Annotated in this window: 8 protein-coding genes; 6 read left to right on the top strand and 2 right to left on the bottom strand. The window is 44.1% G+C overall.

Annotated elements, in window-relative coordinates; all coding sequences use genetic code 11:
• The first annotated feature begins 99 nt into the window (after positions 1-99).
• From ACSBL2_RS16335 to ACSBL2_RS16310, 6 genes are all read left to right on the top strand, one after another.
• Positions 100-510: an OsmC family protein gene (locus ACSBL2_RS16335; RefSeq protein WP_442587614.1), complete on the top strand. Its 411-nt coding sequence runs from the start codon at positions 100-102 to the stop codon at positions 508-510.
• A gap of 528 nt (positions 511-1038) precedes the next feature.
• Entirely contained in the window at positions 1039-4299 is a 3261-nt protein-coding gene (locus tag ACSBL2_RS16330; RefSeq protein WP_442587613.1) for a S41 family peptidase, read from the top strand.
• Positions 4300-4515: 216 nt separating this feature from the next.
• Positions 4516-7296 carry a TonB-dependent receptor gene (locus ACSBL2_RS16325; RefSeq protein ID WP_442587612.1) on the top strand — a complete coding sequence of 927 codons (2781 nt, stop codon included), beginning with the start codon at positions 4516-4518 and terminating at the stop codon, positions 7294-7296.
• Positions 7290-8111, top strand: a complete 822-nt coding sequence (locus ACSBL2_RS16320; protein WP_442587611.1) for a DUF4249 family protein — start codon at positions 7290-7292, stop codon at positions 8109-8111. The genes ACSBL2_RS16325 and ACSBL2_RS16320 overlap by 7 nt, the downstream gene beginning before the upstream one ends.
• Before the next feature lie 14 nt (positions 8112-8125).
• Positions 8126-9187 (top strand): sensor histidine kinase, encoded by a 1062-nt coding sequence (locus tag ACSBL2_RS16315; RefSeq protein WP_442587610.1) that lies wholly within the window; start codon positions 8126-8128, stop codon positions 9185-9187.
• A complete protein-coding gene (locus ACSBL2_RS16310; protein WP_442587609.1) occupies positions 9184-9906 on the top strand; it encodes a LytR/AlgR family response regulator transcription factor in 723 nt (240 codons plus the stop codon). The genes ACSBL2_RS16315 and ACSBL2_RS16310 overlap by 4 nt, the downstream gene beginning before the upstream one ends.
• Here the strand turns inward: ACSBL2_RS16310 and ACSBL2_RS16305 are convergent.
• Both ACSBL2_RS16305 and ACSBL2_RS16300 read right to left on the bottom strand, forming a co-directional pair.
• A complete protein-coding gene (locus ACSBL2_RS16305; protein ID WP_442587608.1) occupies positions 9903-13106 on the bottom strand; it encodes a glycosyltransferase family 117 protein in 3204 nt (1067 codons plus the stop codon). The two genes, ACSBL2_RS16310 and ACSBL2_RS16305, sit on opposite strands and share 4 nt — an antisense overlap.
• A complete protein-coding gene (locus ACSBL2_RS16300; RefSeq protein ID WP_442587607.1) occupies positions 13103-13444 on the bottom strand; it encodes a PadR family transcriptional regulator in 342 nt (113 codons plus the stop codon). The genes ACSBL2_RS16305 and ACSBL2_RS16300 overlap by 4 nt, the downstream gene beginning before the upstream one ends.
• Between the last annotated feature and the right edge of the window lie 117 nt (positions 13445-13561).

Here is a 13561-nt window from a genome sequence, read left to right as displayed (position 1 = left end):
TGGCAGGGGAAATGCGGAGGTCAGCAGACAAAACTGTGCCTGCCGGAGCATCAGCACTTCCTGTAATTTTTGGCAATCAATTCAACAAAAAAATATCATATGAAACGTAATGCAACTGCCGTTTGGAACGGAACTATTAAAGAAGGACAAGGTCACATCACTACGCAAAGCACCACTTTAAACCAGACACAATATTCTTTCAACAGCCGTTTTGCTGAAGGGGTTGGCACAAATCCGGAAGAACTGATGGCGGCTGCGCATGCAGGATGTTTTACCATGAAGTTGAGCCTGGATCTTACAGAAGCCGGATTTAACCCGGAATCTCTGGAAACTACAGCATCCATTGTACTTGACAATGGAGTGATCACTACCTCTAATCTCGTATTAAAGGCTTCAATTCCCGGTATTACGGAAGAGCAGTTCCAGGAAATTGCGGCAGGAGCCAAAGAAAACTGTCCTGTAAGCAAGGCGTATAACCTTGATATTACATTGGACGCTTCATTGGTCTAATAAGTTGATCCTCCGCTGATTTAAAACCTCCACTGATTTAAAACAGCGAAGGTTTTTTGAATACTTCAGGCAGTCCCATCAATTTGGGACTGCCTTTTTTTATTTGCAGGAATTATAAAAACACGGGTTGGAGCGGAAGAACCGGATCCCTGGCGTCGGGGCAGCGGATAGGGAAAATGGGTGAAAATGTAAAATTAATGCAACACCGTATCATTCGTGGCTGAAATAGATTAGATTTGTTGTAATCATATATAATTCATGTCATTTCTGTAACAATTGATATTTTTTTCACTCAGAATGATGAAATCATGCTGAAAAAGAAAATTTACATCTATAATGGAATTTTTTCTTTAGCCTGCTACCTGGTAAACATGTTCTTCTGAGAGAAAAATATTTTTTTTTGCTGTAAAAGAGAAGAGTCTACAGGGTGGAATGTGATATTCTCCAGGAATAAGTGATGAATTCATGCCTCATTAAACAAATATTTAGCGCTAAAACAATATAAACTACTGATAACAATACAAGATTATGAAAAGAAGTTTACTATTACTTTCCTTTCTGGCATTTGCGAGCTTCAAAGGAAATGCACAAACGCAGTCCAGATGGATGCAGCAGCCCTCAGTTTCACCTGATGGAAAATGGATAGCCTTTGAATACAAAGGCAATATCTTTAAGGTTCCGTCTTCGGGTGGGGATGCGATTCCCTTGACCATTGCCAATGCCTATAATGGTTTCCCGGTATGGAGCCATGACGGAAAGAAAATTGCTTTTTCATCCGACCGCTACGGCAATTTTGATGTGTATACGATGAATGCTTCCGGTGGGGAGACCAAGAGGATTACCTTTAATTCCAGTCGTGATATTCCATATGATTTTACGGTTGATGATAAAGAGATCATTTTTGGAACTGACCGCCATGACATTTATTCCTCTGCGCGTTTTCCTATGGATGCCATTTTTACCAAACTGTATACGGTACCGGCAAATGGTGGCAACAGCAGGCTGCTGAACAGTGCCGGGATGGAATATGCGCACTACAATGAAAAAGGAGATCAGCTGATTTTTCAGGATAGAAAAGGATATGAAGATGCCTGGCGTAAGCACCATACTTCGGCGATTACCCGTGATATATGGACATACAACCTGAAAAATAACAATTATACCAAAGTTTCTTCCTTTGTAGGGGAGGACCGTGAGCCGGTATGGGGCAGCGGAGATACTTTTTATTACCTGAGTGAAAAAAACGGGACACAGAACTTATTTAAATCTTCTTTGTCCAACACCGCGCAGGTGGTACAGTTAACGAATTTCGAAAAGAATCCTGTGCGTAACCTGTCGAGATCTGCCAACGGCAATCTGGTTTTTACTTATAATGGCGATATCTATACCTTTACTGAAGGACAACAGCCAAAGAAGGTGGAGATTGTATTGAATGCAGAATTCTCCGGCGATCAGATTGAGATTAAACCTGTTGGTGGTGAAGCCAATGAAATGGCTGTTTCGAATGACGGTAAACAGGTGGCCTTTGTATACAGGGGGGATATTTTTGTTTCTGCCGCCGATGGTTCCACGACCAAGCGGGTGACCAATACTCCCTTCCAGGAAAGAATGGTGCAGTTCAGTAAGGACGGCCGTAAACTGTTGTATGCTGTAGAGCACGAAGCCTCCTGGGATATTGAGGAGGTGGCGATCAGCAATGCTGCTGAACCTTACTTTTTTGTGGCCACTGTATTCACGACTACACCAGTCATTGCTGGTCCGAAAGATGAGTTCCAGGCAGTGTATTCCCCTGATGGAAAGAAAATCGCTTACCTGGAGGAACGTAATGTCCTCAAAACATATGAGTTTGATACCAAGATTACACGTACTTTGCTTCCGCAAGGGGTAAACTTCTCTTATGCCGATGGAGATCAGTATTTCACCTGGTCGCCGGACGGAAAATATGTGCTTGCCCAGTCGACCGAAGGCGGGGGATGGTTTCAGAATGAGGTGGTCCTGATTAAGGATGACGGTTCCGGTAAACGTATTAACCTGACAGAAAGCGGATTCAGCGATGAAATGCCGCAATGGGGAATGGACGGGAAAATGATGTACTGGCTGACAGATAAGGACGGGATGAAAAACCTGAGCCGTGGTAGTCAGTCGGATATCTATGCCATGTTCTTCGACCAGAAAAGCTGGGACAGGTTTCAGCTGAGCAAAGAAGATTTTGAATTAAGGACTGAAGCAGAGAAAAAAGATACGGCAGATAAAAAACCAGCCGTCAAAGACGCTAAAAATGCGAAGAAAAAGCCTGAGGTTAAAAAGCCTGCTGAACCTCTAGTCCTGAACCTGAATAACCTTGATAACCGCACGAAAAGGTTAACCATGACTTCTACGGATATCACTGGTGTTGCCCTTTCCAAAGATGGGGAAAAGCTATATTATCTCGCTAAATATGATAAGGGATTTGATTTATGGGTAACCATGACCCGTACCAAAGAAAGCAAGGTACTGGCAAAACTCGATGCGCCTTATGGTCAGCTGGAAATGAGTAAAGACGGCAAATCTTTATTCGTGCTGGCGAACGGAAACATTATGAAAGTTGCTGTAGATGATGGTAAGGTAACACCAGTGAAAATCAATGCAGAAATGGAGCTGAATGCCATGGCTGAAAGGGAATATATTTTTGACCATATCTGGAAACAGGTGAAAAAGAAATTCTTTGACCCTAAACTGCAGGGCGTAGACTGGGATTATTACCATACCACCTACAAACAGTTTCTTCCGTATATCAACAACGATTATGATTTCCAGGTGCTGCTCAGCGAATTTCTGGGTGAATTAAATGCTTCCCATACCGGAGGAAGGTATAGTCCCCAGTTTCCAAATGGTGACGAGACTGCTGCGCTGGGATTGATTTATGACCTGACAAGGGCCGAAGACGGATTATTGGTGAAGGAAATTATTCCGGGAGGACCATTTGATGTGGCAGGTACGAAAATGAAAAAAGACATGGTCATCAGTAAGATCGATGGCCAGACTTTAACGGCAGCGGAAGACTGGTCGAAATTGCTGAACCGTAAGGCAGGAAAATTCACCAGGATATCATTCCATGACCTGAAAGGCGGAACGACCTATGAGGAAACAATCAAACCGATTAAACCGAGAGTGGAAACCTCAGTATTGCTCTATAAGAAATGGGTAAAACTGATGGAACACCTCACTGATAGCCTTTCCGGTGGACAGGTAGGATATGTGCATGTGCGCAGCATGGATGATCCTAGTTTCCGTGTCACCTTTGATAAGGTATTGGGAAGGAATAAAGATAAAAAAGCGCTGATTGTAGACTCCAGGTTTAATGGTGGCGGATGGTTGCATGATGACCTGGTTACTTTCCTGAGTGGCAAGCTGTATTTCACCCTTCGTCCGCAGGGGCATGTGACCACAGGTGGGGAACCCCTGAACAAATGGACAAAACCAAGCTGTGTCATCATGAGTGAAAGCAATTATTCAGATGCATTTATGTTCCCTTATGCTTATAAAGCACTGGGCATTGGAAAGCTGATTGGTATGCCTGTGGCGGGAACCGGTACGGCGGTATGGTGGGAATCACAAATTAACAGCCAGATTGTGTTTGGAATTCCAATGATCGGTACTTATGGTGCAGGTGCAACCCATGCTACGGAAAATTATCAGCTGGAACCGGATACCATGATCAACAATGACTATAGCAAAATCCTGGCAGGCGAAGATCAGCAGTTGATTGGCGCAGTGAAGGAGATGTTGAATTCAATAAAGGTGCCATAATAAAGATATAAACGAACAGCGCGTTGTAAAGCGAGCTGAAATACCGCAAAGGCGGCCGGGATAAGCATATTCCGGCCGCCTTTTTCTTTTTAATCTGTACTCATCTTTGATTTCATCGCAAAATAATGGCAATCGATCTATGGAATAAGTCCATCTGCCTCATTTAACATTTAGGTGGATAATTATTCTACATTTTAGTGCCATATAAATGATGATATGAAGAGTTTTTATTTTTTATTGTTCTGCTGTGGCCTCTTTTTTATACAGAAGGCAAAGGCCCAAAATGTACAGAATGATACCGCGAGGGTGAATAAGTTTATCACTGCTCCGCTGGATGAGGTGCTGGATTACCTTACGGCAAATTACCAGGTGAAGTTTATGTTCGACCGTGAGGAGATGCACAAGATCAATGTGAGCGATCACTTTTTTCATGATCAGGTGAAAGAGGTGATTGTACAGATCTGTAAGTTCAATGGAATATATTATTCCAAACAGCCGGATGGCGTGTATTTTATCCTCAGAAAACCTGATGATATTGCCCGGGTAAGGCGAATGGCGGCCCTTGCAGCACAAAGTAACTCTTCAGGGGGACTTTCGCTGAGGGTGAAAGAAGAATTGCTGCGGAGCAAATCTTCCGGGAAACCTGTGCGGACCAACTTTTCGCTGACGGGCAGGGTCACCGACTACATTACCGGGGAGTCTCTTTCTTCAGCCTCTGTAAAAATCAACGGAACTGCCATTACCGCTATCACCAATGTTGACGGGTATTTCAATCTGCAGAATGTTCCGGCAGATACCTGTGCCTTACTGGTGACTTATTCCGGGTACCAGGCTTCTGTAGAAAGGCTGACTTCAGAGCGGTCGGAAAAAACGCTGGTGATCAATCTGTTGCCGGCCGACAATGCACTCAATGAAGTGGTGATCAATGGTAAAAAGGATGGGGTTATCAATACGGATACGCGGAAGGTCAGTATGATCCAGCTTACCCCCTCAAAAATTGCGGAGCTGCCCAACATTGGAGAGCGTGACATCCTGCGGGCTTTCCAGCTGATGCCGGGAGTAAGTGGTAGTAATGAATCATCGTCCGGTGCCTATGTGAGGGGAGGGACGCCCGACCAGAACCTTGTACTTTTTGATGGTTTCACCGTTTATCAGGTAGACCATCTCTATGGTTTTTACAGTGCCTTTAATGTGAATGCTGTAAAGGATGTACAACTCTATAAAGGTGGTTTTTCGGCGAAATTTGGAGGCCGGCTCTCCAGTGTGACCGATATCAGCGGAAAAGAAGGAAATAAAAAAGCCGCCTCATTTGGAGTCGACCTCAGTTTGCTGAGCCTGAACCTGTATGGCGAAACTCCGGTAAACGATAAATCATCGCTGTTGTTCAGCTTGCGCAGATCGTATCAGGGACCCTTGTACAATAAAATTTTTAATAAACTGAACAATACTACTACCAATACCGGGGGTGGTATGGGGGGCGGACCCGGTGGGGGGATGGCCAATAACCAGACACAGGTATCCTCCTGGTTTTATGACCTGAATGGTAAGTATACCTATACGGCTGATGACAAGAATATCTTTTCCCTGAGTTTTTATAGTGGCAAGGATAACCTGGATAACAGTCATGACCTGGGCATTCCCGCTGCACTATCCAGTACCCTGAACAGCTCAAGCATTACCGACCTGACCAATTATGGAAATGTCGGTTCCAGTGCAAAATGGTCGAGGAGATGGACCGATAAATTGTATTCCAATACATTGGTGAGTTTCTCCAATTATTTCAGTGACAGGGACAGGAGTACCAGCAGCTCAATTACAGATACTACCGGAACTACGGCGGCGGTAAATAGTGGTACCTTTGAGAAAAACAACCTGAAAGATTACAGTGCCAAATCGGATTGGGAGTGGAACATCAGCAACCATGGTAAAATAAGCTTTGGTGGATTCGCCTCCATACAGGACATCAGGTATTCTTATGCACAAAGTGATACCGCATTCCTGATCAACCAACATAACCGTGGACTGAGTATTGGCGGGTACGCAGAGCTGGAACAGAATTTCGGGGGACTCCGCGTGCAGCCCGGCCTGAGGTTTACGCACTATGACATTACGGGTAAAAACTATGTGGAACCCCGTTTCTCGGCAAGTTATGCACTCAACGACCGGCTGATGTTAAAACTGGCTACGGGACGTTTCTATCAGTTCAGTAACCGGGTGATCCGTGAAGATATCACCTCTGGCAGCAAGGATTTCTGGGTGCTGGCCAATGGAAGTTCCATCCCGGTAGGGAGTGCCATGCATTATATCCTGGGAACGAGTTATGAGGTAGACAAATACCTGTTCAGTGTAGAAGCTTATTATAAAAAACTAAGTGGTCTGACAGAATATTCCCTGCGTCAGAGCGGATCTGGAGAGCCAATGGGGCCGAATGCTTCAGTTACGCTGGAAGAGAACTTCTATAACGGCGAAGGTTATGCCAAAGGAATTGAGTTCATGGCGCAGAAAAAAGTAGGTAAATATACCGGATGGGTGAGTTACACCCTTGCGGAGGCCTACAATAAATTCGATGTGTATGGTACCGATTATTTTCCTGCCAGCCAGGATGTAAGACATGAATTCAAGTCCATCAATATTTACCATGAAGGCAGATGGACACTTTCTGCCACCTGGATCTACGCATCGGGAAGACCGTACACCGCTCCGGTAGGGAGTTACACCATAGAGCGGGTAGGTGCCGGTACAAAAACATATTTTGTCATCAGCGGCAAAAATACAGAGCGTTTGAAAGCCTATCACCGTCTGGATGCGGCAGTAACGTATGACCTGATTAAAACAAATTCGAAAAAGATAGGTACAATAGGCTTCTCTCTGTTCAACATGTACAACAGATCGAATACCTGGTACCGCGAATATTCTATCCAGGGAAATCAGGTGATTTCTACGGATGTCAATTATCTTGGTTTCACCCCTAATATAACCCTTAGCTTAAAATGGTAACACGATATAACTATAAAAAGATATTCTTCAGCAGCATCATCCTGCTGCTTTGTTTCATAGCCGCATGTAAAAAAGACAGTGCACAAAATGTGGCGGTATTGCCTGTGGTAGAAGCGTACCTGATGCCAGGTAAAATTGTTCAGGTGAGGGTATCGCAGCAAAAAGCGCTGGTAGATACCAATGCTTATGGCGTAGCCATTGGTGGATTGGAACTGAAAGTCTCTGATGGAACCAATACCTATGAACTGACAGAGGATAAGACCGGACATTATATCCTGAATGACACTACTTTTGTGAAAGTGAAAGGCAGCTATAGCCTGTCCTTTACCTACAACAATTTACCTGTTACCGCCAGCACGACCATGCCTGAAAAACCTGTGGGATTGGCTATCGATGCAGACACTGTGATTATTCCTAAAATGGTATGGGGTGAAGACCGGACGGAATTTATTCCGGTTACGGCTTCCTGGGGAAATGCAGGATCGTATAACCATGTGTTGCTCTTTAAATACCAGGAGACCTGGAAATCGTTGATATCAAATCAGTTTAACCGGGATACGACCACCAGTGTGGAGCTCAATGTGGTGAAAACCACCTCTTTTGAGCTGAATGAGCGGTCGTTTAAATATTATGGCAGATATAAAGTCATTTTGATCCGGGTAAACGACGAGTATGTTGAAATGTTAAATTCGGGGACGACAACTTCACATAATTTAACAAATCCACCTACAAATTTAACAAATGGACTAGGTATTTTTACAGCAATGCAAGCCGATACCTTATTAACAAATTTATTGGTTAAAGCGGAGGAGTAAAAAGACAAAGAAAAATGAAAAAATTATCCAGATGGAGTTCGAACCGGTATATCATTTATAGTGTACACCTGCTCTTCTGGATCCTGCTCATCTTCCCTTATTTTCTGGGACCCGACAGGCCACCATATTTTGAACAGGGTAAATACAGAATGATCTTCGACCATTGTTTTGTAATTATTCTGTTCTATTTCAATGCATATTTCCTGTTCCCCAGCATCTATAAGAAAAAGGGCTGGCTGAATTACATTGCCAGTTTGGTTGTTGTCGTTCTGGTACTGATGTACAGTTCCAGCTTCCTGCGCCAACAGCTTACAGCTGCACACCTCCTTCCCGGCAGGCACCACGCTTTCCCCGAGCATGGCGGGCATCACAGACCTCCTGAAGGTCTTCCTTTTCCCATTTACATTTTTATTATCGCGATCAGTTTCAGTTACCGCCTGATCAGTGACCAGAATGTGGAGGAAAAACGAAGAAAAGAACAGGAAACAGAAGCCCTGAAAACCGAGCTGAGTTTCCTTCGTTCCCAGATCAGTCCCCATTTTATGTTCAATGTACTCAATACCCTTGTGGCGTTGGCACGTAAAAAGTCTGATTTAATGGAGCCTTCCCTCATTCAGCTTTCTGCCTTAATGCGCTATGTCTTGTATGAAAGCAATAACCACAGGATTAACCTGAGCAAGGAAGTGGAGTACCTGAAAAATTATGTGGAACTGCAAACGCTTCGCTTCGGGGATAACCTAAACCTGATTATGGATATTTCCACCGAGGTGGAAGGTTATGAAATTGAGCCGATGTTATTGATTCCCTTTGTCGAAAATGCCTTCAAACATGGGCTGGGGAATGGCACAGACTTACCGCTTACCATCTATCTGGATATAGATAATGAAAGTTCGGTTCTTGTATTTAAAGTAGAGAATGAAATTGCCCTGTCCAATGCCAGTAATGACGGCAATTCCGGGATAGGACTTAAAAACATCAGGCGGAGGCTTGAACTGTTGTATAAAAACAAGTATACGCTCAATACGATTATAAAGAACAATATTTTTATTACAAACCTAATTATTGAATTAAGATGATGAAGTGCATGGTAGTGGATGATGAGCCTCTTGCAAGGGAATTGATTGAAGACAATATCAGGTTAATTCCATTTCTGGAGCTTGTTGCCAGCTGTAAAAATGTAGAGGAGGCACTTACCGTAATGGTTGATCAGGAGATCGACCTGATTTTTATGGATATACAGATGCCCGGCTTAACGGGTATAGAATGGTTAAAAGGGGGACTGATTCATCAGCCGATGGTCATTATGGTTACGGCTTACGAGCATTATGCGCTGGAAGGCTTTAATTTAAATGTACTGGATTACCTGGTCAAGCCGGTGGCATTCGACCGTTTCCTGAAAGCTGCAACGAAGGCTATGGAACTGTATGTGCTGAAGCACAAACACAAACAGCCGGCTTTTGTAGAAAATCAGGAGCAGAATTCCCTGTTTGTCAATTCTGATTACTCACTCGTGCGCATCAATATGGATAACATTACACATATCGAGGGACTGAAAGATTATATCAAAATATATCAGCTCAATGCAGACCGCCCGATTATCCCAAGGCTAAGTCTGCATTATATGGAAGACAAGCTTCCATCTTCTAATTTTATGCGTATCCACCGGTCATATATTGTAGCGCTGGATAAAATCATTTCTGTAAAAAAGAACAGGTTATACCTTCCTGATGGGGATATTCCTTTCACGGATAATTACCGTACCGAGCTGATGGAATACATTGGCCAGCGGAGTTAACCTGCGGTAAATCCAAATTCATTGGCCAGGTAATTGAAGTTCCTTCCAATTGCCTGGTTTAATGAATGTTGCTGATAGCTTTTCGTCAGCTTATCCAGTCCGCTCAATACATACAGCCCCAGTCTGATCTGCTGCATTCTTGCCTGTTGGAATTCCGGTTCCAGGGCAGCAATATATTCCAGCTCCTGCACAACATAGTCTGCCGTGTCTTTCGCTACTTTATTGGCTGCTCCCGTATTTTTCAGGGCATACAGATTTTGTGCGGTATACATCCGGCCTAAGGTATCATTGATGCCATAATTTCTAAGGGGAAGTTCCTTCATGCTTTTTTGCATGATGTGCTGTGCTTTTACCGGTTTACCTTCCGTCAGGAGGTTCGCAGCCAGGGTGTTACTGATGTCCCAGGTACTGTTCAGCACTCTTCTGCTTTCCGGATCCAGGTAAGCGGCCTTGTGAAAGTCTGAAAAGTCAAGTTGATGCATCATATGAGCATACATCGCTTCCGTATGCGTTTTACTTTCTTTATCACGCTCATCGCCTTCAGTTTTGAAAGGCAGTAAGCGGAAGGCATATCCTTCCAGATAAAGGTATTTATCCAGACCAAGATAGGTATCTCCCGACACCCTTGTGGCGAAATAAACCGGCCTTTTCCAGTTGTTGGTCGCAAGGATATCCAGCATGGCCAGGTCCACTTTTCCGACGTAGGCTTTGGTGAAATCCCATTCCATTGCTGCGGTGAGCTGCTCTTTTTCTTCCGGGCGAATGGTCTGTGTACGGACCAGCTGATCGCTGTCTACTGTCAGTTTAAACTTTCGTGTGGGCAGGAAATTCATCAATGAACCATCGCTCATCTGCACTTTATCTTCCTTATTATCCGAATTCATTACGGCCAGCAGGTCTTTCAGCTCTACACTGTCCTGAATGCCATAATCTACAAAAGGCAGGTAATCCCTGATGCCATCTGCATATTTCTCTTCCGTCATGCTGATCGGCAATGGAGCAGAATTGTTCATCTGTTTTTTCATCTGATTGATATAATCGGCATCGGATAAAAACTGGATACAGACTACCCTGACATCTGTCCTGATGCCTTCTACTTCCTGGGCATACCAGAGTGGATAGGTATCATTGTCTGCATTGGTAAAAAGAATGGCATTCGGGGCGCAGGAATTCAGGTAGTTTTTTGCCCAGCTGCGGGCTGTTGTTTTATTCGACCTGTTATGGTCATCCCAGCCCTGTGTGGCCATGATTCCGGGAGCGGCGAATAAACAAATCACTGATGCAGCAGCGAGGCTTAACTTTGGAAAGGTAATCCTGGTCAGTATTTCTTTCAGGGCCAGCAGGCCGAAACCTATACAAATGGCAAAAGCATAAAAGGAACCTGCGTAGGCATAATCCCGTTCCCTGACTTGCAGGGGATCCTGGTTAAGATATAAAATAATAGCGATTCCGGTGAAAAAGAATAAGGTGAGTATCACTAGACTATCCCTTTTATTTTTGCGGTATAAGAAGATAAAACCTGCGATACCAAGAAGCAGCGGTAAAGCGAAGTAAACATTATGGCCTTCATTGCTGCTGATACTTTTCGGCAGATTGCCCTGTTCTCCGAGTCGTAAGGAATCCAATGGTTTAATCCCGGTAATCCAGTTCCCGTTTTCAATTCCTCCCTGTCCCTGAACATCATTCTGCCTGCCGGCGAAGTTCCACAGAAAATACCTCCAGTACATAAATCCAATCTGCCATGAACTGAAAAACCTGAGGTTCTGAAGCATGGAAGGTGTTTCTCCTTCAGCCAGGTGCAGCCATGATCTGTAAAATTCAGGGTGACCTGCTTTCTGGCTATAGGTTCTTGGGAAGATCAGGTTTTTATCGAATGACTGATTGTACTGCTTCCCGGAAATTTCATAATTGGATTTTCCTTTTCTGTAGGTATTTCCATTTTCCTGATTCTCCAGCAGTTTCGCATCAAATGTATTTCCGTAAAGGAGAGGTGTCTGCCCGTAATTGGTCCGGCCCAGGTAGCTGTAAAGAGAGAATGGATGATCCGGGTTACTCAGGTTGATATCAGTTTTTGCATTGGCCCTGATCAGGATCATAAAATAGGCGCTGAATCCGAACATCAGGAAAACAGTACACAGTAAACCAAGGTTCAGGTTATATTTTTGGTGTTTTACCGAATAATAGATCGCCCGGCTCATGACGGCGCAAAACAGGAGGACAAAAAATAAGGCGCCGGAGCCAAAAGGCAATCCGAAGGTATTCACGAACAGCAGGTCTGTTTTGGCAGCGAAGAGTACGAAATACTGAATAACGACGAATTGTACCAGTCCCACAATTACACAGCCTGCGGCAAAAGCCATGGCGGTTCCCAGCAGCGTTTGTTTTGCTGTTTTCTTAAAATAGTAAACCAGCGTGATGGCCGGGATGACCAATAAGGTCAGCAGGTGAATCCCTGTAGAGAGTCCTGCGATAAAGGCAATAAAAATGAGCCATTTGTCGTTAGACTGGCTTTCCCATTTCAGGATTGCCCAAAAGGCGACCGCAGTAAAAAGGGAAGACAATGCGTACACTTCTGCTTCAACCGCAGAAAACCAGAAGGTATCTGAAAAAGTATAGGCCAGGGCACCAAGGGTACCGCAGGCCATGATGCTGAACAGGTGATCGTTCAGTTTTTCTTTTCTGTATAACCTGGAGGCCAGTGCGGTGATGGTCCAAAAGAGAAACATAATGGTTGCAGCACTGGACAGTACAGCGCTGAAATTTATCCACCAGGCTACTTTTGCGGTGTTGCCTATGGCAAACAGGCTGAAAAGTTTGCCTATGATCAGAAACAATGGGGCGCCTGGCTGATGACCAACCTGCATCTTATCTGCAGCAGCAATAAATTCTCCGCAATCCCAGAAGCTTACAGTTGGTTCCATGGTTAACCCATAGGTAAGGAGGGCGATGGCAAACAGCACAAAACCAGCAATGTTGTTGATACGCTGATAGGTCTTCTTTTCCTCGGGAGTGTTGATTAGCTCCTTAAATTCGGTATCTATCATGCTGCGGACTTCCTTCATGTTGAACCTGCGGGAATCTTTCTGATGTTCCAGGGTGGTCAGGACATGGTCGTACAGTTCATCAAAGATGGCTGCGGAAATGCTGATCTCCATCAAATGATTGCGTATCTCCAATTGTTGCCGGGCGCTTAATTTCATGAGAGTTTAGGATTGAGGTTGAGCAATAGTTCAAGGTTGCCAATGAAACTTCTGGCTTCTTCCATTTTGGTCTCCACGGCAATTTGTCCTTTTTCCGTAAGTGCATAGTATTTTCTGGCCCGGTTATCTACCAGTTCCGTACTGGTGCTTAAGAAACCTTCGGCTTCCATTTTATGCAGGGAGGGATACATTGCACCTTCTGTAAGTTTGATGTCTCCGTTGGTGATCTCTTTGACCTTCTGGGTGATTTCATATCCGTACATCTTTTTATTTTCCTGCAGCAGCTTTAAAATGATAGTTTGAAGACTGCCTTTTAACATTCCGTTTGTCGTACTCATGATACAAATATATAATAATACTATATACATAGATAAATTATGTATGTATTTTTTTAGACAGGAGGGAAGAATAATTTGTTAGGTGGGGGAAATGATGACTTCAGCTTTGGGGGCTGA

Origin of the sequence: Pedobacter sp. AW31-3R, from assembly GCF_052180285.1 — a bacterium.
In the GTDB taxonomy this organism is placed as follows: domain Bacteria; phylum Bacteroidota; class Bacteroidia; order Sphingobacteriales; family Sphingobacteriaceae; genus Pedobacter.
This window is presented reverse-complemented; position numbering and strand designations above follow the sequence as displayed.

What these genes read in the sequence shown, in the direction of transcription:
- ACSBL2_RS16335 (WP_442587614.1), top strand. Translation starts at nt 100, where the DNA reads ATGAAACGTAATGCAACTGCCGTTTGGAACGGAACTATTAAAGAAGGA.
- ACSBL2_RS16330 (WP_442587613.1), top strand. Translation starts at nt 1,039, where the DNA reads ATGAAAAGAAGTTTACTATTACTTTCCTTTCTGGCATTTGCGAGCTTC.
- ACSBL2_RS16325 (WP_442587612.1), top strand. Translation starts at nt 4,516, where the DNA reads ATGAAGAGTTTTTATTTTTTATTGTTCTGCTGTGGCCTCTTTTTTATA.
- ACSBL2_RS16320 (WP_442587611.1), top strand. Translation starts at nt 7,290, where the DNA reads ATGGTAACACGATATAACTATAAAAAGATATTCTTCAGCAGCATCATC.
- ACSBL2_RS16315 (WP_442587610.1), top strand. Translation starts at nt 8,126, where the DNA reads ATGAAAAAATTATCCAGATGGAGTTCGAACCGGTATATCATTTATAGT.
- ACSBL2_RS16310 (WP_442587609.1), top strand. Translation starts at nt 9,184, where the DNA reads ATGATGAAGTGCATGGTAGTGGATGATGAGCCTCTTGCAAGGGAATTG.
- ACSBL2_RS16305 (WP_442587608.1), bottom strand. Translation starts at nt 13,106, where the DNA reads ATGAAATTAAGCGCCCGGCAACAATTGGAGATACGCAATCATTTGATG.
- ACSBL2_RS16300 (WP_442587607.1), bottom strand. Translation starts at nt 13,444, where the DNA reads ATGAGTACGACAAACGGAATGTTAAAAGGCAGTCTTCAAACTATCATT.